The 19,485-nt window shown below is 66.3% G+C and carries 19 protein-coding genes; 5 read left to right on the forward strand and 14 right to left on the reverse strand.

Features of this window, described 5'->3' with window-relative positions:
• Nucleotides 1-84 precede the first annotated feature (84 nt).
• The 4 genes from ACFO0J_RS14625 to ACFO0J_RS14640 are packed head-to-tail and all read left to right on the forward strand — an operon-like array spanning nt 85 to nt 5,193.
• Entirely contained in the window at nt 85-1,332 is a 1,248-nt protein-coding gene (locus ACFO0J_RS14625) for a sarcosine oxidase subunit beta family protein (protein WP_376813821.1), read from the forward strand.
• A 9-nt stretch (nt 1,333-1,341) separates the two neighbouring features.
• A complete protein-coding gene (locus tag ACFO0J_RS14630) occupies nt 1,342-1,617 on the forward strand; it encodes a sarcosine oxidase subunit delta (RefSeq protein ID WP_376813822.1) in 276 nt (91 codons plus the stop codon).
• Nucleotides 1,614-4,613 carry a sarcosine oxidase subunit alpha family protein gene (locus tag ACFO0J_RS14635; protein ID WP_376813823.1) on the forward strand — a complete coding sequence of 1,000 codons (3,000 nt, stop codon included), beginning with the start codon at nt 1,614-1,616 and terminating at the stop codon, nt 4,611-4,613. Before ACFO0J_RS14630 ends, ACFO0J_RS14635 begins: the two co-directional genes overlap by 4 nt.
• Nucleotides 4,603-5,193, forward strand: a complete 591-nt coding sequence (locus ACFO0J_RS14640) for a sarcosine oxidase subunit gamma (protein WP_376813824.1) — start codon at nt 4,603-4,605, stop codon at nt 5,191-5,193. Before ACFO0J_RS14635 ends, ACFO0J_RS14640 begins: the two co-directional genes overlap by 11 nt.
• A gap of 58 nt (nt 5,194-5,251) precedes the next feature.
• On the opposite strand, the gene ACFO0J_RS14645 is transcribed toward ACFO0J_RS14640, so the two are convergent.
• From ACFO0J_RS14645 to ACFO0J_RS14705, 13 genes are all read right to left on the reverse strand, one after another.
• The gene (locus ACFO0J_RS14645; RefSeq protein WP_376813825.1) at nt 5,252-6,022 is read right to left on the reverse strand and encodes an anaerobic ribonucleoside-triphosphate reductase activating protein; all 771 of its coding nucleotides are present in this window, start codon (nt 6,020-6,022) and stop codon (nt 5,252-5,254) included.
• A 6-nt stretch (nt 6,023-6,028) separates the two neighbouring features.
• Nucleotides 6,029-6,211: an anaerobic ribonucleoside-triphosphate reductase gene (gene nrdD, locus ACFO0J_RS14650; protein ID WP_376813826.1), complete on the reverse strand. Its 183-nt coding sequence runs from the start codon at nt 6,209-6,211 to the stop codon at nt 6,029-6,031.
• 35 nt (nt 6,212-6,246) lie between these two features.
• A complete protein-coding gene (locus tag ACFO0J_RS14655) occupies nt 6,247-8,028 on the reverse strand; it encodes a ribonucleoside triphosphate reductase (RefSeq protein ID WP_376813827.1) in 1,782 nt (593 codons plus the stop codon).
• Nucleotides 8,029-8,180: 152 nt separating this feature from the next.
• A complete protein-coding gene (locus tag ACFO0J_RS14660) occupies nt 8,181-9,662 on the reverse strand; it encodes an aldehyde dehydrogenase (RefSeq protein ID WP_376813828.1) in 1,482 nt (493 codons plus the stop codon).
• A 49-nt stretch (nt 9,663-9,711) separates the two neighbouring features.
• Complete coding sequence (locus ACFO0J_RS14665) at nt 9,712-10,560, reverse strand: ABC transporter permease (RefSeq protein ID WP_376813829.1); 849 nt, start codon at nt 10,558-10,560, stop codon at nt 9,712-9,714.
• A complete protein-coding gene (locus ACFO0J_RS14670) occupies nt 10,557-11,408 on the reverse strand; it encodes an ABC transporter permease (RefSeq protein ID WP_376813830.1) in 852 nt (283 codons plus the stop codon). The genes ACFO0J_RS14665 and ACFO0J_RS14670 overlap by 4 nt, the downstream gene beginning before the upstream one ends.
• Before the next feature lie 21 nt (nt 11,409-11,429).
• Nucleotides 11,430-12,515, reverse strand: coding sequence for a quaternary amine ABC transporter ATP-binding protein (locus tag ACFO0J_RS14675; protein WP_376813831.1), 1,086 nt, complete (start codon nt 12,513-12,515; stop codon nt 11,430-11,432).
• A gap of 96 nt (nt 12,516-12,611) precedes the next feature.
• Nucleotides 12,612-13,463, reverse strand: coding sequence for a glycine betaine ABC transporter substrate-binding protein (locus tag ACFO0J_RS14680; protein ID WP_376813832.1), 852 nt, complete (start codon nt 13,461-13,463; stop codon nt 12,612-12,614).
• An 84-nt stretch (nt 13,464-13,547) separates the two neighbouring features.
• Nucleotides 13,548-14,876, reverse strand: coding sequence for an NAD(P)/FAD-dependent oxidoreductase (locus ACFO0J_RS14685; RefSeq protein ID WP_376813833.1), 1,329 nt, complete (start codon nt 14,874-14,876; stop codon nt 13,548-13,550).
• 72 nt (nt 14,877-14,948) lie between these two features.
• Nucleotides 14,949-15,848, reverse strand: a complete 900-nt coding sequence (locus ACFO0J_RS14690; RefSeq protein WP_376813834.1) for a dihydrodipicolinate synthase family protein — start codon at nt 15,846-15,848, stop codon at nt 14,949-14,951.
• A 10-nt stretch (nt 15,849-15,858) separates the two neighbouring features.
• Complete coding sequence (locus tag ACFO0J_RS14695; RefSeq protein WP_376813835.1) at nt 15,859-16,608, reverse strand: GntR family transcriptional regulator; 750 nt, start codon at nt 16,606-16,608, stop codon at nt 15,859-15,861.
• A gap of 222 nt (nt 16,609-16,830) precedes the next feature.
• Nucleotides 16,831-17,532 carry a GntR family transcriptional regulator gene (locus tag ACFO0J_RS14700; protein WP_376813836.1) on the reverse strand — a complete coding sequence of 234 codons (702 nt, stop codon included), beginning with the start codon at nt 17,530-17,532 and terminating at the stop codon, nt 16,831-16,833.
• A gap of 120 nt (nt 17,533-17,652) precedes the next feature.
• Nucleotides 17,653-18,273 carry an FMN-binding negative transcriptional regulator gene (locus ACFO0J_RS14705; RefSeq protein ID WP_376814168.1) on the reverse strand — a complete coding sequence of 207 codons (621 nt, stop codon included), beginning with the start codon at nt 18,271-18,273 and terminating at the stop codon, nt 17,653-17,655.
• A gap of 185 nt (nt 18,274-18,458) precedes the next feature.
• Between ACFO0J_RS14705 and ACFO0J_RS14710 the strand changes: the two genes are divergently transcribed.
• Nucleotides 18,459-19,145 (forward strand): hypothetical protein, encoded by a 687-nt coding sequence (locus ACFO0J_RS14710; protein ID WP_376813837.1) that lies wholly within the window; start codon nt 18,459-18,461, stop codon nt 19,143-19,145.
• Between the two features lie 19 nt (nt 19,146-19,164).
• Here ACFO0J_RS14710 and ACFO0J_RS14715 read toward each other — a convergent pair whose 3' ends face one another.
• A complete protein-coding gene (locus ACFO0J_RS14715) occupies nt 19,165-19,404 on the reverse strand; it encodes a DUF2249 domain-containing protein (protein ID WP_043681763.1) in 240 nt (79 codons plus the stop codon).
• Nucleotides 19,405-19,485 lie beyond the last annotated feature (81 nt).

Consider the following 19,485-nt stretch of genomic DNA (forward strand, 5'->3'; position numbering starts at 1 on the left):
CTAGCTGGCTCCCTGCGCTTTTGATGTACTGCTCTCCATGCGACCCGCCTGCATGGGGGGCGGAGACATCCAAGCGAGGAGACCATGAGCAACCGCTACTCGATTTTCAGCCTGTTTCGCAACGGGCTGAGCTATCACGAAAACTGGGGCAAAGCCTGGCACAGCCCCGAGCCCAGAAAAGAATACGACGTCGTCATCGTCGGCGCGGGCGGCCACGGGCTGGCGACTGCGTACTACCTGGCCAAGGTTCACGGGATCCGCAACGTCGCCGTCCTGGAAAAGGGCTGGCTGGGCGGCGGCAATACGGCCCGCAATACGACCATCGTGCGTTCCAACTATCTCTGGGACGAGTCCGCGCAGCTCTATGAAAAAGCGATGCAGCTCTGGGAAGGCCTGTCCCAGGACCTGAACTACAACGTGATGTTCAGCCAGCGCGGGGTGATGAACCTGGCGCACAATCTGCAAGAGGTGCGAGACACCCAGCGGCGCATCAATGCCAACCGCTACAACGGCGTGGACGGCGAGTGGCTGACCCCGGCCCAGGTCAAGGAAATCGTGCCCAACATCAATCTGGACAGCCGCTATCCCGTGCTGGGCGGCTCGTTCCAGCGGCGCGGCGGCGTGGCGCGTCACGACGCCGTGGCCTGGGGCTTCGCCCGCGCCGCCGATCGGCTGGGCGTGCACATCATCCAGAACTGTCCCGTCACCAACATCCGCCGCAAGGACGGCGCGGTCGAGGGCGTGGAGACCGGCAAGGGCTTCATCAAAGCGAAGAAGGTGGCGGTGGTGGTGGCGGGGCATTCCAGTGTGCTGGCCGACATGGCCGGCGTGCGCCTGCCCATCGAAAGCCACCCTTTGCAGGCCCTGGTGTCCGAGCCGGTCAAACCCTGCATCCACACCGTCATCATGTCCAATGCCGTGCACGCCTACATCAGCCAGTCCGACAAGGGCGACCTGGTGATCGGCGCCGGCATCGACCAGTACCTGGGCTATGGCCAGCGCGGCAGCTTCCACAGCATCGAGCACACCTTGCAGGCCATCGTCGAGATGTTCCCGTCGCTCAGCCGCGTGCGCATGAACCGCCAGTGGGGAGGCATCGTCGACGTTTCGCCCGATGCCTGCCCGATCATCAGCAAGACCGACGTCAAAGGCCTGTATTTCAACTGCGGCTGGGGCACGGGCGGTTTCAAGGCGACGCCGGGCTCGGGCTGGGTGTTCGCCCACACCGTGGCCCATGACGAGCCGCACGCCCTGAACAAGGCCTTTTCCATCGACCGTTTCTACAGCGGCCATCTGATCGACGAGCACGGCGCCGCCGCGGTCGCCCACTAAGGAGACATCATGCTGCAGATCAAATGCCCCTGGTGCGGAGATCGCGCCGAGACCGAATTCAGCTATGGCGGCGAAGCCGGCATCGTCCGGCCGACGGCCAGTGAATCGATGGATGACCGGGAGTGGGGCGACTATGTGTTCATGCGCCGCAACACCTTCGGCGTGTTCAAGGAACAGTGGCTGCATGCCCACGGCTGCCGGCGCTGGTTCATGGCGGAGCGCGATACGCGCACCTATGAAATCCAGCGTTACGAAACCTTTGGCCCGCACAAGGAGACAACATGAGCCAGTCCTGCCGTCTGCCCCAGGGGGGGCGCGTGCGCCGTGGCGTTCCGGTGAATTTCACCTTCAACGGCAAGGCGTATGCGGGCTTCGAGGGGGACACCCTGGCCTCGGCCCTGCTGGCCAATGGGGTGCATTTCGTCGCGCGCAGTTTCAAGTATCACCGCCCGCGCGGCATCCTGACCGCCGGCGTCGAGGAGCCGAACGCGCTGGTGCAGCTTGAAAGCGGCCCCTACACGATCCCGAATGCGCGCGCCACCGAAGTCGAGCTTTATGACGGGCTGCGGGCCACCAGCGTGAACGCCAAGCCCGACATCGAGCATGACCGCATGGCCATCATGCAGCGTTTCGCGCGCTTCATCCCGGCTGGTTTCTACTACAAGACCTTCATGTGGCCGCGGAGCTGGTGGGGCAAGTACGAGGAACGCATCCGCGACGCCGCCGGCCTGGGCTCGGTGCCCGAGGCGCTGGACCCGGACCGCTACGAGAAACGCTATGCCCATTGCGACGTGCTGGTCGTCGGGGCGGGGCCGGCCGGTCTGGCCGCCGCCTGCGCGGCCGCGCGCGCCGGGGCGCGCGTCATGCTGACGGACAATGGCGCCGAGGCCGGCGGCAGCCTGCTGGCGGCCGATGAGATCATCGACGGCCGACCGGCGCTCGACTGGGTGGCTGAACGGATGGCCGAGCTGTCCGCGCTGCCGGACGTGCGGATCCTGATGCGCACGACGGCCTTCGGATACCAGGACCACAATCTGGTGACCGCCTGCGAGCGCCTGCACGATCACCTGCCGATCCGGCAGCGCGCCGGCACGCGTGAGCGCATCTGGAAGATCCGCGCGCGTCACGTCGTGCTGGCCACCGGCGCCCACGAGCGCCCGCTGGTGTTCGGCAACAACGACATCCCCGGCATCATGCTGGCCGGCGCCGTGTCCACCTATCTGCATCGCTACGCCGTGCTGCCCGGCCGCCGCGCCGTGGTGTTCACCAACAATGACAGCGCCTATCAATGCGCGATCGGCCTCAAGCGCCAGGGCGTCGATGTCACGGTCGTCGATCCGCGCGTGATGAGCGACGGCTCTTTGCCGCGCGAAGCGGCGCAGTCGGGCATCCGGGTGATCCATCAGGCCGTCGTCGCCGAGGCGCATGGCGGCAAGCACGTCGCCGGCGTGCGGCTGCGCGGCCTGGGGGCGAAGCTGCCTGACGGCGTGGAGTCGCTGCCCTGCGACCTGCTGGCGATGTCCGGCGGTTGGAATCCGGTGGTGCACCTGTACGCGCAATCGCGCGGCAAGCCGCGCTGGTGCGGCGAGCGGGCCTGCTTCGTGCCCGACGCGCCGGCCCAGCCGCAGGGCAGCGCCGGTGCGGCCAACGGGGATTTCAGCCTGCAAGCCGCGCTGGACGGCGGCGTGCGGGCCGGCCTGGCCGCTGTGCAGGGAATCGCATCGGCCCGGACGGTCGAGGCGCCGGCCTGGTCGGCGCGTCCCGTGCAGGCGTCGCCTTTGCTGCCCTTGTGGTCGGTGGGCAAGGACCGCCAGGCCAGCCGCGGCCCCAAGCAGTTCATCGATTACCAGAACGACGTGTCGGTGTCCGACATCCTGCTGGCGGTGCGCGAGGGCTACCATTCCGTCGAGCACGTCAAGCGCTATACGGCAATGGGCTTCGGCACCGATCAGGGCAAGCTGGGCAATATCAACGGCATGGCGGTGCTGGCCGAGGCGCTGAATCAAAGCATCCCGGAAACCGGCACCACCACCTATCGTCCCAACTACACGCCGGTCAGTTTCGGCGCCCTGGCCGGGCGCGAACTGGGCGATCATTTCGATCCGATCCGCAAGACCTGCCTGCATGACTGGAACGTCGAGCAAGGCGCGCTGTTCGAGGACGTGGGCAACTGGAAACGCGCCCATTACTATCCGAAGCCGGGCGAGGACATGCACGCCGCTGTGCGGCGCGAATGCCTGGCCGTGCGCAACGCCGTCGGCATCCTGGACTACAGCACCCTGGGCAAGATCGACGTGCGCGGTCCCGATGCGGCGGAGTTCCTGAACCGCCTGTACGTCAATTCCTGGACCAAGCTGCAGCCCGGCCGCTGCCGCTACGGCTTGCTGCTGGACGAAAACGGCATGGTCATGGACGACGGTGTCAGCATCCGGCTGGCCGACGATCACTTCCTGCTGACCACCACCACCAGCGGCGCCGCGCGCATCATGAGCTGGATGGAGCGCTGGCTGCAGACGGAATGGCCGGACCTGAAGGTCTATCTGACCTCGGTGACCGACCAGTACGCCGTCGCCACCATCGCCGGGCCGCATGCCCGCAAGGTGCTGCGCGCCGTGTGCCGGGACATCGATTTCGACAATGAGGCCTTCCCGTTCATGAGTTTCAAGGAAGGCACCATCGGCGGCGTGTTCGCCCGTGTGCTGCGGGTCAGCTTCTCGGGCGAACTGTCGTACGAAATCTATATGCCCGCCAATAGCGGCCGCGCGGTCGTCGAACAGTTGATGCGGGCCGGTGAACCCTACGGCATCACGCCGTACGGCACCGAGACCATGCACGTGCTGCGCGGTGAAAAGGGTTTCATCATCGTCGGCCAGGATACCGATGGTTCCGTCAGTCCGGTGGACCTGGGCATGGGCGGGATGATCGCCAAGACCAAGGACTGCCTGGGCAAGCGCTCGCTCATGCGCAGCGACACGCGCAGCGCCGGGCGCAAGCAGTTCGTCGGCCTGCTGGCGGAAGACCCGGCCTGCGTCCTGCCCGAGGGCGGCCAGATTCTGCAGGGGCCGACGCAGGCGGCCATCGCGCCGATGTTCGGCCACGTGACTTCCAGCTACATGAGCCCGATTCTGGGGCGCTCGATCGCGCTGGCCTTGCTGAAGGGCGGCCAGGAGCGGATGGGACAGACCGTCACCGTCGCCACGGCCGACGGCCGCTTCATGCCGGCGCGCGTCTGCAGCCCCGTGTTCTATGACCCCGAAGGAACCCGTCAAAATGTCGAGTGAAATCCAACAACAGAGCCCGCTGGTCGGCTTGCAGGCCGGTGAGGGCCGGCCGCTGCAGCATCGTGCCGCCGGACGGGTGCTCTTGAACGAACAGCCGCTGGTCGGCCTGGCCAATCTGCGTCTCGATCCCGGGTCGGACGCGGTGCGGGATGCCTTGCGCGCGGGTCTGGGACTGGAGTTGCCGCTGGCGCCCAATACCGTGTCCCGGGGCCGCGATGCGATGGCCTTGTGGCTGGGGCCCGATGAGTGGCTGCTGCGGGCGCTGCCCGACGGTCCCGTCGACCTGGCCGCACGGGTGGAAAGCGCCTTGGCGGGCCATTGGTTTGCGGTCACGGACCAGACCAGCGGCTATTCGGTGGTGCAGTTGCACGGCCCCGGGACGCGCGATGTGCTGAACGCGGGATGTCCGCTGGACCTGCACCCCGGCGTCTTGAAGCGGGGTCAGTGCGCCCAGTCCCACTTCTTCAAGGCGAGCGTGCTGTTGCGCCCGCTGGACGAACAAGGGGATGGCTGGGAACTGATCGTGCGGCGCAGTTTTGCCGACGCCACCGTGCGCCTGCTGATGGACGCCATGCAGTGATGGGTGAGCCTGGACGTCAGGGAGTCTCCTGCGGACTCCCTGATGCCTGGTGCGGCCATCAATCGCGCCGCAATTCGAAGCGTTCGAATAAATCGGTCAGGGCCTCCCGCACGGCCATGCCCGGCCAGTCGCGCAGCGGGCCTCGGGTGTTCAGGGTGGCGTCCGCGCAGCCCTGCGGTCGAAAGACCTGCACTGCGTAGCGCCGCACTCCCAGGTCGGCCAGCTCGCGGCCCAAGGCCAGCAGGCCGTCCGCATCGATCAGGTCGGGATGGGCGGTGGTGCGGCATTCGAAATCGACACCGCTGTCCAGCACCGCCTGCAGGCTGGCGCGGGCCGGGGCGCCGCTGCCGGCGACCTGGGTGACCCGTTCGTACTGGTCGAACCCGGCCTTGATGTCCAGCCCTACCCAGTCGACGTCCGGCAGCACCTGCGCCAGGCGGCGCGGGTGGGTGCCGCCGGTGTGCAGGCCGATGCGATAGCCCAGGGCGCGGACCTGACGGATCGCGCTGCCCAGGCCGGGGTCCATGGCGGGTTCGCCGCCGCTGAACACCACGCCGTCGATCAGCCCGACGCGGCGGCGCAGAAACGCCATGACCTCCTGCCAGTCCAGCGGGCTGTCGGCCGTGCGCGGCTGCAGGTGCGGGTTATGGCAATAGCCGCAGCGCCAGGGGCAGCCCTGCACGAAGACGACGGCGGCCAGCAGGCCGGGGTAGTCCGTGGCCGTGAAGGGCACCAGCCCGCCGACTTTCAGACGGGCGGGCGCGCGTCCCGGCGTGATGCGCGGGACGGCGGCGGCCGTTGGGGCGTGGGACGCGGTGGCGGCGTGCATCGGGCTTTACGCGGCCGGGCGGGCAGGCGCCTGGCCGACGCGCCGTTCGACGAAGTAGCGGCGCTCGTGGAATTCGCCTTTCTTGCCGATGTTGAAGGACGACATGGGACGGTGATAGCCCATGACGCGGGTCCAGATTTCGCAGGGCTGGCGTTCGGCGTCGTTCAGGGTGATGGAGGTGGTTTGCATAGGATGCTCCTGTTCAGGGTGGGTGGAAAAAGCGTTCAGGCCGCCGCTTCGTGCGCGGCCGCCTCGGTGATGGCTGCCCGCTGTTTGCGGGCGATCAGCTCGTCGTCGCACTGCGGGCAGAATTCGTGCTTGCCCGGCAGGTAGCCGTGCCTGGGGCAGATGGAAAACGTCGGGGTGACCGTGATGTAGGGCAGCGAGAAGCGGCCCAGCGTGCGGCGCACCAGCTCGCGGCAGGCGTCGGCCGAGGACAGCGGTTCGGTCATGTACAGGTGCAGCACGGTGCCGCCGGTGTATTTGCGCTGCAGTTCGTCCTGGCGCTCCAGCGCCTCGAAGGGGTCGTCGGTGAAGCCCACCGGCAGTTGGGACGAGTTTGTGTAGTAGGGCATGTCGTCCGTGCCGGCCTGCAGAATGTCGGGCCAGCGGGCGCGGTCTTCCTTGGCGAAGCGGTAGGTCGTGCCTTCGGCCGGGGTGGCTTCCAGGTTGTACAGGTGGCCGGTGGCTTCCTGGAACTCGACCATGCGGGCGCGCACGTGGTCCAGCAGGCGCACGGCGAAATCGTGGCCCCAGGGGTGCGTCAGATCGTGTTCATCCGCCGTGAAGTTGCGGATCATTTCATTGATGCCGTTGACCCCCAGCGTCGAGAAGTGGTTGCGCAGGGTGCCCAGGTAGCGGCGCGTGTACGGGAACAGGCCGTCGTCCATGTGCTGCTGGATGACGCGGCGCTTGGTTTCCAGGCTATCGCGGCCCAGGGCCAGCAGTTCGTCCAGGCGGGCGAACAGGCCGGCTTCGTCGCCGGCGTGCAGATAGCCCAGCCGTGCGCAGTTGATCGTCACCACGCCCAGCGAACCGGTCTGCTCGGCCGAGCCGAACAGGCCGTTGCCGCGCTTGAGCAGTTCGCGCAGATCCAGTTGCAGGCGGCAGCACATGGACCGGATCATGTTCGGCTGCAGTTCCGAATTGATGAAATTCTGGAAGTAGGGCAGACCGTATTTGGCGGTCATTTCGAACAGCAGTTCGGCGTTGGGGCTGTGCCAGTCGAAGTCGGGCGTGATGTTGTAGGTGGGGATGGGAAAGGTAAAGGCGCGACCGCGCGCGTCCCCGGCCATCATGACCTCGATGTAGGCGCGGTTGATCATGTCCATCTCGGCCTGCAGGTCGCCATAGGCGAAGGGCATTTCCTGGCCGCCGATGACCGGAATCTGCGTGCGCAGGTCTTCCGGGCAGACCCAGTCGAAGGTCAGGTTGGTGAATGGCGTCTGCGTGCCCCAGCGCGAGGGCACGTTCAGATTGAAGATCAGTTCCTGGATGCACTGGCGGACGTCCGCGTAGGACAGGGCGTCCTTGCGGACGAAGGGCGCCATATAGGTGTCGAAAGAGCTGAACGCCTGGGCGCCGGCCCACTCGTTTTGCAGCGTGCCCAGGAAATTGACGATCTGGCCCACGGCGCTGCCCATGTGGCGCGGGGGGCCGGATTCGATCTTGCCGGGCACGCCGTTCAGGCCTTCGGTCAGCAGGGTGCGCAGCGACCAGCCGGCGCAGTAGCCCGACAGCATGTCCAGATCGTGGATGTGCAGGTCGCCCTGGCGGTGCGCCTGGCCGATGGTTTCGGGGTAGACGTGGCTGAGCCAGTAATTGGCGATCATCTTGCCCGAGGTGTTCAGGATCAGGCCGCCCAGCGAGTAGCCCTGGTTGGCGTTGGCGTTGACGCGCCAGTCCTGGCGGCGCAGGTATTCGTCGATGGAGCGGATCACGTCCACGTGCGGGACGGGGCGCTCGGCCGGGGCGGCGGCCGAGGTCTGGGGCTGGCTGGAAGTCATCCTGGTGATCTCTATATATTGTGTATTTATGAATCGTAAACACAATATATGGTGGTATCAAGCCGAACGGAGACTTTTTTGGATAGCCTTGATGGAGGTCAAGAACAGGCGCGTGCGCGGCCCTTCGCACGAGGCCTGCGCACGATGCGGCGTTACGACAGATCGATCCAGATGGTTTTGAGTTGCGTGTATTGGTCGTGCGCGTGGATGGAGTTGTCGCGCCCGCCGAAGCCCGACTGCTTGTAGCCGCCGAACGGCGTCGAGATGTCGCCCTCGCCGAAGCTGTTGACGGTGACGGTGCCGGCGCGCAGCATCCGGGCGCCCCGGATCGCCTGCTTGCCGTGGGCCGAGAAGATCGAGGCGGCCAGGCCATAGTCGGTGTCGTTGGCGACCGCGATGGCTTCCTCGAAGCTGTCGACGGTGATCACGCTCAGGATGGGGCCGAAGATTTCCTCGACGGCCAGTGTCGAGTCGCGCCGGGTGTCGACGATGGTGGGTTCGACGAAGCCTTCGGACACGATCTTGCCGCCCATCAGGACTGTTTCCGCCCGGGCCGCTTCCAGGTACGCACTGACTTTCTGGAAGTGCGCCTTGGACACCAGAGCGCCGACGCGCACGGCGGGATCCAGCGGGTCGCCCACGAGCCAGTTCGCAGCCTCGGCCTTGACCCGTTCGAGCAGGCGATCCTTGATGCCGCGCTGCACGATCAGCCGGGATGCGGCCGAGCAGTTTTCGCCCATGTTCCAGAATGCGCCGTTGACGACGTGCGCCGCCACGGTGTCCAGGTCTTCGGCGTCGTCCAGCACGACGCAGGGGTTCTTGCCGCCCAGTTCCAGCACCACTTCCTTGAGGTTGCTGGCGGAGGAATAATTCAGGAAGCGCCGCCCGGTCGCCGTCGAACCGGTGAAGCTGACCATGTCCACGTCGGGATGTTTGCCCAGGGGTTCGCCCACTTCGGCGCCGGAACCGGTGACGATGTTCAGCACCCCGGCCGGCAGCCCGGCCTGGACCGCCAGTTCGGCCACGCGCAGCGCCGTCAGGGTGGTTTCTCCGGCGGGCTTCATGACGACCGAGCAACCGGAGGCCAGGGCGGGGCCGATTTTCCAGGCCATCATCAGCAGCGGAAAGTTCCAGGGCAGCACCAGGCCGACGACGCCGACGGGCTCGCGCACCACCAGGGCGATGTGGCTGTCCGAGGCGGGGGCGACCTGGTCGTAGATCTTGTCGATCAATTCGGCGTGCCATTTGAGCACGTGGATGGTTTCCGGCACGTCCACGGTTTCGCAGTCGAAGATGGTCTTGCCGCTGTCGATGCTTTCCAGCACGGCCAGTTCGCGGGCGTGCGTTTCCATCAGATGCGCCAGGCGCAGCAGGGTTTCCTTGCGTTCGCGGGGGTGGATGCGCGACCAGCGGCCGTCCTCGAAGGCGGTGCGCGCGGCGGCGACGGCCAGGTCGACATCTTCGGCGCTGCAGGCGGCAATCTCCGTCAACGGTGCGCCGGTGGCGGGATTGGTGGTGGCGAAGGTCCGGCCCGAGAGCGCCGGGCGGAACTCGCCGTCGATGAAGGCGTGTTGCGGCAGTTTCAGTCCTGCTGCGATGCGGTGGTATTCGGCCGGAGTGAGAAAGTCGGACATGGGAACTCGCGTGATGGATGGACAGTGGGACGTGGAGAGGTGAGGCGCGTCATGGGCGGGCTTTTTCCTTGCCGCCCAACGCCGCCTTGGACAGCCGGTCCAGCAGCAGCGCCACCGCGACGATGGCCAGGCCGGCGCGCAGCCCCAGGCCCATTTCCATGCGCGTCAGGCCGCGGGTGACTTCCGCGCCCAGGCCGCCCGATCCGACCAGGCCGGCCAGGACCACCATCGCCAGCGACAACAGGATGCATTGGTTCAGGCCGACCAGCAGCGTGGGCATGGCGGCCGGGATTTCGATCTTCAGCAGCACGGTGCGCGGCGGCGCGCCCAGCGCCTGCCCCAATTCCTGCAGGTCGTGCGGGATCTGCTTGAAGGCCAGCGTGGTCAGGCGCAGCATCGGCGGGATGCCGTAGACGATGGTGGCGATGATGGCCGGGACGCTGCCCAGGCTGAACAGGATCACGGCCGGGATCAGATACACCCAGGGCGGCACGGTCTGCATGATGTCCAGGATGGGGCGCAGCATGGCTTCCAGGACCGGGCGGCGGGCCGCCAGCACGCCCAGCGGAAAGGCGATGGCCACGGACAGGACCACGGCGACCGTGACGAGCGTGATCGTCTGGATGGCTTCGGGCCACAGGCCCACCCCCCAGCAGAATCCCTGCGTCAGGGCCGTGATGACGGCGGGGCGCAGGCCCAGCAGCTTCAGGACCAGCGCGGTGCTGACGAGGATCAGCGCCCACGGCGGCAGGATCATCAGGAGCGCGGTCAGGCCGTTCAGCACGAGCTGGATGACGTCGCTGATGAAGGCGAACAAGGGGTGCCAATGGACGTTCAGCCAGTCCACCGCCGGGGTCAGCCAGGCGCCGGGCGAGAAGGTCGGCAGGATCGAACTCATGCTTTTCTCCCTTTGGGGCTGGAGGCGCCGGCGCTTTGACTGAGCCGGTCCAGGATCATGGTCAGGATGACGATGGCCAGTGCCGCGTCGATGGACTTGGCGATGTCGAGCTTGCGGATCGCGTCGTAGATGCTCTGGCCCAGGCCGCCGGAACCGACAATGCCGGCGATGACGACCATGCCGAAGGCCATCATCAGGCTCTGGTTGATGCCGGCCATGATGCTGGGCAGGGCGAACGGCAGCCGGATCTTGGTGAACATCTGCCAGCGCGTCATGCCGGTGGCCATGCCCAGTTCGAGGTATTCGACGGGCGCCATCCGCATGCCGAGCGCCGCCAGGCGGAAGGCCGGGGGAAAGGCCACGATCAGGGTGGCGACCAGCGCGGTGGCCGGGCCGTAGCCCAGCAAGGCAATCCCGGGCAGCAGATAGATGTACGGGGGCAGGGTCTGCAGCAGATCCAGCAGGGGTTCGGCAACGTGGCTCATCCCGCGGACATAGCCGCTCAGGATGCCCATGGGGATCGCCAGCAGTAGCGCCAGCAAGGTGGCGGCGATCACCAGCGCCAGGGTGGCGGTGGTTTCGGGCCACAGATTCATCATCTGGCAGATCACCAGGGCGACGGCGGACAGCACCCCGAAGCGCCGGCCGACGAGCCGCCAGCCCAGCAGGCCGATGACCACGGCCACGATGTAGAACGGCGCCAGGTTCAAGACCCACAGAATGGCGCTGTTGAAGCCCTCCAGGCCGCTTTGAATGGCGGTGAAAACCTGGCTGGAGTTGTCCGTCAGACGGGCCAGCGCGTCCTCCATCCAGGCGTCGAACGCGGAGATCAGATCGGTATCGTTCATGAGATGCGCTCCTGGGGCCGGTCAGCGCGCGGCGGGCCGGTCATTGCCCTGGATGCCGTTGAGCAGATCGCGGGGCGAGACGATGCCGATGGGGCCGCCGTCGCCCATGATGGCCACCGCGTCCAGGTCCTTGCGGGTGGACAGCGTGATCAGTTCGGCGATGTCGGTCCCGGATGCGGCGCGCGGCAGATCCTCGATGGCGATTTCCGGGTACGCGGCGCGGAACTCGGCGACCGGGCGCATGATGGAGCGGGCCTTGACGAGATGCAGCCGCGAGATGCCGGCCACGAATTCCGCCACGTAGTCGTCGGCCGGGTTGCGGACGATTTCCTCGGCGGTGCCGACCTGGATGAGGATGCCGTCCTTCATGATGGCGATACGGTCGCCGATGCGGATGGCTTCTTCCAGGTCGTGCGTGATGAAGGCGGCCGATTTGCCCAACTGCTTGGTCAGCGTGCGGAATTCATCCTGCAACTGCCGCCGGATCAAGGGGTCGAGCGCGCTGAACGGCTCGTCCATCAGGATGATCTCGGGATCGGAGGCAATGGCGCGCGCCAGGCCGACGCGCTGCTGCATGCCGCCGGACAGTTCGTCGGGGTAGTGGTTTTGCCAGTCGGACAAGCCGACTTTTTCCAGGGCTTCCGCCGCTGTCTTGTTGCGCTTTTCCTTGGGCACACCCTGGACTTCCAGGCCGAAGGCGGTGTTTTCCAGCACGGTGCGCTGGGGCAGCAGGGCGACGCTCTGGAACACCATGCCGATGTGGTGCGCGCGCATGTCGCGCAATCCGGCGGCATCCAGGGCGGCCAGGTCCTTGCCTTTGACCAGGACCCGGCCCTTGGTGGGGGTGATGAGCCGGTTCAGCAGGCGGATCAGGGTCGATTTTCCGCTGCCGGACAAGCCCATGATGCAGAAGATCTCGCCGCGCTTGACTTGGAGGCTGACGCCCGATACGCCGACCGTGCAGCCGAATTTTTGCAGGACGTCGCGTTTGGACAGGCCCTGGCGGGTGATGGCTTGCATCGCCGCTGGCGCCTGTTCGCCGAATATTTTCCAGACTTGCTGGCAGTCGACCAGGATTTCTTCGGACTGGATGGTGCTTGTGGTCATGCGGAGCTCCTCCGGTTGCGCAGCGTGTGCGCAGGTGGTTTCTTCGTCTTGACCGGACTCCGGCCTGGCGGTGCGCCGCCGGAGTCCGGGGAGGGATCAGTACTTCTTGATGTTTTCCCAGCGCTTGACGAGGTCGGCGTTCTTGGCGATCCAGGCCTCGCTGGCTTGCTGCACGGTCTGGCCGTCGTTCATGCCGACGTTGATGTCGCCGATGGCGCTCAGGGGCAGGTAGATGCCTGCCAGGATTTCACGCACTTCGGGATTGGCTTCGGCGTAACCCTTCTTGCCGATCCAGTAGTAGGCCTGGGGGCCGGGGAAGACGTTCTTGGGATCCTTCAGGAACTTCATGTCGTACTTGACCATCATCCAGGTCGGCTCCCACAAGGTCACGGCGATCCACTCCTTGCGATCCACGGCGGACTTCAAGGCGGCGGTCATGCCGGCCGTGCTGCCGTCGATCAGCTTGAGCTTCAGGTCATAGGCTTTGACGGCCGAGGCGGCGTCGCGCATCAGCCCGGAGCCGGGCTCGATGCCGACGATCTTGTCGCCGAACTTGTCGGCGTTCTCGTTGAGCTGCTCCATGGAGTCGATCGTCACGTATTTGGGCACGGCGACCGCCTGGTACAGCCCGTAGGACACGGGGGACAGCTTTTCCAGCCGGTTCTTGTTGCGGTTCCAGTAGTCCTGGGCCGCGTAGTCGATCTGCGAGGCCATGAACTGCACGTCGCCTTTGACCAGCGCCGCGTAGGCGATGCCGATTTCGGAGAATTCGGTCACCTTGACCTCGTAGCCGGCCTTTTCCAGGATGTTCTTGGCGACGTAGGTGATGGGGGTCAGATCCTCCCAGGACATGCTGCCCATGGTGATGGTGCCTTTGGCGGCATAGGCGGAAGAAGCCATGGCGCCGGTCATGACGGCGGCGCAGAGCAGTTTGTTGAACAGTTTCATGTGGTGTCTCCTGATCTAGGGTGGTGCTTGGTTTGCTTCGGTGCCCGGGCCGGTCCCGGCCCGGGTGCTTGCGTCGGCGGGGGGTCAACCCTCCCGGCCGGCACGCAATTGGTGCCATCGGATGACGGAATGGATGCCCAGCCAGGCGATCGGCTGCGGCGGCAGGCGGGACGGCGGCGGTTGCTGCCGGAACTGCCGCAAGGCTTCGCTGTCCGTGCCGGCGGCCTGTTCCGCGGCCATCATGCCGGCCAGGGTGCTCTTGACCGTGCCCAGTCCGTTCTCGCAGCAGGCGGAATAAAGCCCGGGCTCGACTTCCCCGAAGGCGGGCGCGTGGTTCGTGCTCAGGCACAGCGCGCCTGCCCAACTGAATTCCATGGGGATGTGTTTCAGTGCGGGGAATCGTTCGTCGAAGGAGCGCCGCTGCCGGGCGGCAATGCCCGCGACCTGCTGTCCGGAGACCCGGATGTCCGGGTTGTAGGTGAAGTGCGTCCGGACCACGATGCGCGACTGTCCGTCCTGGGTGATCTTGCGCAGCGTCGCCCCCATGGGGTCGGCGGGCAGCAGGGCCCAGCGTTCGGCGCCGGCGGCGTCGGCCGGGAAGGCAGCCGTCATGGATGCGTAGGTGTAGACGTGAATCAGGCGGTGCCGGAAATGGCCGAAGCTCTCGATGTGGCCGTTCACGGCCAGGATGACGCGGGGGGCCTGGACGCCGCCCCGGGTCGAGACCGCTTCCCAGACCGGGCCTTTGCGGGTCAGCGACAGCACGGGCGAATGCTCGAACAGGTCGATCTCGCCGGCCAGGCCCTCGGCCAGCCGGCGGATGTAATCAGCCGGCTGGATGAGGACCGCGCCCGGGGTGTGGACGCCCCCCAGGTAGTAGCCGGTGCCGGTGATCTCGCGCATCTGGGCGGCGTCCAGGGTCTCGCTGGGTTCGCCGATCTGTCGCAACGAGTCGGCGAAGGCGCGGTTCAGTTTCAGCCCGCGTTCCGTGGCGGCGGCGTTGATCTTGCCCGAGGGATCGAAGGTCGTGACCGGCATGCCGTATTCCTGCGCCACGCCGGCGGCAAAATCGATGGCCATGCGGTTCTGGCGGATTTCCAGCAGGCTGGACTCCGCGCCGCCGACGGAATAATTGCCGGACGTCAGGTTGTGGGGCACGTCGATCATGAAGCCGGAATTGCGCCCGGAGGCGCCGATGGCGATCTCCTGGGCGTCGAGCACGACGATCCTGTCCTCGGGGCGCAATTGGCGCAACCGCCGCGCGGCCGACAGGCCGCCGAAGCCCGCGCCGATGATCAGCCAGTCGGCGGACTGTCGGCTTTCGAGGGTGCGCACGGGGAATCGACGGGGGGCCAGGGCGGCCCAGCCCGACAGGCCGGTTTCAACCGGTTGGCGGATCGAGGTCTGGCTCATTGCATGGCGTCCCATGAGAGGGATTGGATCGTGTCCGATGCTGCCGGCCTGATCAGGCGTGTGGCCCTCATGTCAGGCTCCGGTGATGGCGGCGATGGTGCGCTTGAGCTCGGCGACGATGGCCTTGAAACGGGCCTTGTCTGCTTCGTCCAGCGCCTGGAGCGGCGCGCGCGCCGGCCCGGCCGCCAGGCCGTTCAGCTCGCAGCCGTATTTGATCGACTGCACGAACTTGCCCGCATCCAGGAAGTTCATGAAGGGCATCATGGCTCCCATGATCTTGCGGCCCTTGTCGAAGTCGTTTTCCAGGGCGCAGGCCTGGTACAAGGCCACGTGTTCGCGCGCCAGGAAGTTGGATCCCGCGCAGACCCAGCTCTGCGCGCCCCAGGCGAAGAATTCCAGCGCTTGGTCGTCCCAGCCGCAGGACATCTCGATCTGCGGGAATTCCCGGGCCAGCAGGTGGATGCGGTTGATGTCGCCCGAGCTTTCCTTGATCGCCTTGATGTTTTTCGACTGGCTGACGACGCGGCTCAGGTAGTCTCGGCCCATGTGCACGCCCATGCGGCCCGGATAGTTGTAGAGCATGATGGGCAGGCCGGCGGCCCGGTCGATGGCCAGCGCGTGGTCGGCGTTTTCCGATTCCAGGGGCAGGGCGTAGGGGGGCGAGCCCACCAGGATCGCATCCGCGCCGATCGACCGGGCCGCCTGGGCGTATTCGATGGATTCCTCGGTGCGCGTGGCGCCCGTGCCGACCACCAGCGGCACGCGGGTGCCGATGACCTGCCTGGCGCAGGCGGCCAGGTCGATCCGTTCCTGCGGGGTCTGCGCATAGTATTCGCCGGTCGATCCGGCGACGACGAGACCGTGCACGCCGGCGTCGATCAGGGATTCGATCAGTTCGGCGAACGCGGTCTTGTCGATGCTGCCGTCGGCTTCGTGGGGGGTGATGACGGGGGTGTAAATGCCTTCGAACATGCGATGACTCCTAGATGGACAGGGTTTCCGCACCTTCGTGCGGCATATCCGGGATGAGCCCGGTGAGCGTGATGAACATTTCCATGTTCCGGCGCGACAGTTCCCAATGCGCGAAGGTGATCCGGACGATGGCTGCTTCGTCGCGGGCCGCGATGGCATCGATGAACTGGTCGTGTTGCGAGAGGGCCAGTTCCTGGCGCCTGGACTGGCGGGCGCCGTGCGACTGGTAGAACGTATGGCCGATGCGGGCGTGGTCGACCAGCAGGCGGCTCAGCCCCGCCTGCAGGTAAATATTCCCGGACATCTCGCCGATGATGGCGTGGAACTGGTTGTTGCACAGCACTGTGGCGGCCACGTCGCCCGCCGCGCAGGCCTGCCGGAATTGGGCCTGGGTATCCCTGAGCCGGGCGAGCTGGCCGGGGGTGAAGTGATGGACCGCCAGGCGGCCGATCGCGGCGTAGACCATCGGCGCCGCCAGGAAGAAGTGCCGCAGCGTCGAGTGGTTCATCGGCGCGACGCGCGCGCCGCGATGCTCGCGGATGTCCACGTATCCCTCGCCGCTCAAGCGGCGGAAGACCTCGCGCACCGGCGTGCGGGACAGGCCGTAGCGTGCGCACAGCCCGGGCTCGTCCAGGTCTTCGTCCGGACCGAGCTGCAAGGTGAGGATCTGGTGCTTGAGATCTTCGTAGAGCCTGGATTTGTGGTGGCTTTTTCCTGGCGCCGCCGAGGATTTCGAACCCCTGAGCGTGGTATTGCCCATGGTTTGTCTCGTATGTATTTATATTGTATTCAATTTGTATTTTATTATAGTGAGAAATGGATTTTTTGGAAATACATTTTTCGAGGGCGCTTTTGAAGGCGCGGCAACGCGGCCGCGAGCGCCCGGTCAGGGGCGGCGGAGGCGGTGTCGAGGCGAAGGGGGGCGGCCCGATCCGGCCGAGGCCGGATGGATCAGGCTCGAAGGGTCAGACCGGAAGAGGGATCAGAGCGACTGCGGCGGTTCCGGTTTCAGCCCCGGCGGCATGATGAACAGTTCCATGTGCTCGCGCGAGAGCTCCATGTGCTCGTAGGACAGCCGCACGACGGCCTCCTCGTCGCGCGCGACGAGCGCGTCGATGAACTGGTCGTGGTGGTCGATGGAGTCCTGGCGTCGCCGGGACGTGTCCTGGTCGTGCGGCTGGTAAAAGGTGCGGCCGATGCGGGCGTGATCGATCAGCAGGCGGTTCAGGCTGGTCTGCAGGTACACGTTGCCGGACATCTCGCCCATGATTTCATGGAAGCGGTTGTTCTTCAAGACCATGGCCTGGATGTCGCCGTCCAGGGATGCCTGGCGAAGCTGCGCCTGGGTATCCCTCAGGTCGGCCAGTTGACTGGCGGTGAAATGCCGCACCGCCAGCCGGCCCACGGCCGCGTAGATCATCGGCGCCACCAGGAAGAAGTGCCGCAGTGTCGAGTGATTCATCGGCGAGACGCGGGGGCTGCGGTTTTCGCGGATGTCCACGTATCCCTCGCCGCTCAGGCGACGGAAGACCTCGCGCACGGGAGTGCGCGAAAGGCCGTAGCGTTCGCACAGCGCCACCTCGTCCAGATCCTCGTCCGGACCCAGTTCCATCGTCAGGATCTGGTGCTTGAGGTCTTCGAACAGTTGCGCCTTGGCGCTCTTTGCGGATTTCGCCTGGGTCATCTCGGGTATCCGGCGGCGAGGGGCGGCGAGGGCCGCCGGCGCGCGTGTCCGGATGAGTTCAATCAATGTCGGGCGTCAATTGTAAGCCGGACTCCCGTCCGGGCACGGCGCGGGCGGGTGTCATGGCTCGCGCATGCGCTGCGCCAGCTCGGCATGCCCGCGCGCGTCCAGCGCGTCGGCGGCCCCCAGGCGGTCGCGGGCCTCTTTGTTCTGGCTGAGTTTGCGCTTGCCGGCCAGCGAGGTGACGGCGATCTCGATGCCCACGATCTTGCTCAGCATGTCGTTGATGAACTCGGGCGTGGAATCCGACATCTTCCAGGGGCGGGGTTCGCCGGCTTCGTGGCGGCGCGTCAGCCGACCGACCATGCCGCGCACGAAGCGTTCTTCGTCGCGCACGGTGAGCAGGCCGTGCGCATGCACGACTTCGTAGTTCCAGGTCGGCACCTGGCGATGGGCCTCGTGCTTGCTGGGATACCAATTCGGTGAAATGTAGCTTTCGGCGCCCCGGAACACGACCAGCACCGGGCTGCCGGAGGCACACCGCTGCCAGAGCGGGTTTGCGCGGGCCACGTGCGCCGTGAGCAGGCCGTGCGCGCCGGCGTCGGGGTCGAATTCGAACGGGATGTGGTTGGCGTCCAGCCCGTCGGCGTCGTGCGTGATCAGCACGCCCAGAGGGTGTTCGCGGATGATGCGGGTGAGTGCTTCGGGCCGGGCTTCGGCGAAATGGTCGGGCAGGTACATGGTCGGATCGGGACTGTCGGGTCTGTCGGAAAAAGGCGTGCTGCGCATGTATGACAGCCATCTTCATCCGCTGCGGCCAAAAGGGCAAGATCCTGACACACATAGGCTGCGTCCGCGCTTGTTCGGCAGGGGGCAAACCCGCTATCGTGTGAGCCATTCGTACAGATTCCATGGAGATCGGAAACATGAGGCCTTGGATCGGAGGGCTGCTGGCGGCCTGGGTCGGCATCGTCCCCGCTTGCGCCCTGGCGGCGGGTGTGGCGACCGTGCAGGCGGGGGATCGGACCCTGACGGTAGCCTTTGACGGCGCGAATGCGCGGGTCGATGTGTCCGGTTTCTCCCAGGGCTATCTGCTGATGCGCGACGACAAGCTGTATTCCGTCATGCTGGCCGGGGGCCGGCCGCTGGTCATGGACGGCAGCGCCGTGGCCCGCTTGCTGGGCGGCGGCACGATCCAGGTCGGGCCGGACATGATCCGCTCCCTGACGCGGATCGAGCCGACCGGCGCGCGCGAGACGATCGCCGGCCGTGCGGGGGCCGTCTATACGGTGTCCTACCAGGACATCCAGGGGCGCGCGCGCACCGGGCAGGGTGTCCTGGGCAAGCAGCCCGAGGTGCGGGAACTGACGCGCGCCCTCGGCCGGATGGCCCTGCTGCTGCAGGCCGCCGCCGGCCAGTCGCCGGACGGCGCGCGGCAAGTGCTGGATGCGCTGGAGGAAAAAGGCCTGGGCCTGCTGGCTTACGACACGCAGTTTCGCGTGCAGCAACTGGGGACCACGCCGCCTGCGCCGGGGCGCCTGGACCTGCCGGCGCCGCCGACCCAGTTGCCGCCGGAACTGGGCCAGTTATTGCAGGGGCTGCGCGCGAAGTAAGGGGCCGCGAGGCCCCGGTTCAGGGCACGATGTGGAAATCGATGACGATTTCGCCCGGGTTGCGCGCCAGGTATTCGAACTGGATGTTTTCGCCGAAGTGATTCTTCAGTTGCTGCAGCAGCGGCAGGGGATCGTGGTCGTTGCAGAAACGCATGGTCTCGCCCGGCTGCAGCGCCGACAGGGCGCCGAAGATGGCGGCGTGGCGGAAGCGTTTGGCGATGCCGCGCGCATCGAGAGGGTAGGTGTTTTCTGCGAACATCGGGATAGCGTCGGAGGCCACGGTGCGTCATTCCTGGAAAGGTGGATCGAGCTTCCGATTATAGGAACGCGCCCCGGAAAA

Origin of the sequence: Castellaniella hirudinis, assembly GCF_042651965.1 — a bacterium.
Lineage (GTDB): Bacteria > Pseudomonadota > Gammaproteobacteria > Burkholderiales > Burkholderiaceae_B > Castellaniella > Castellaniella hirudinis.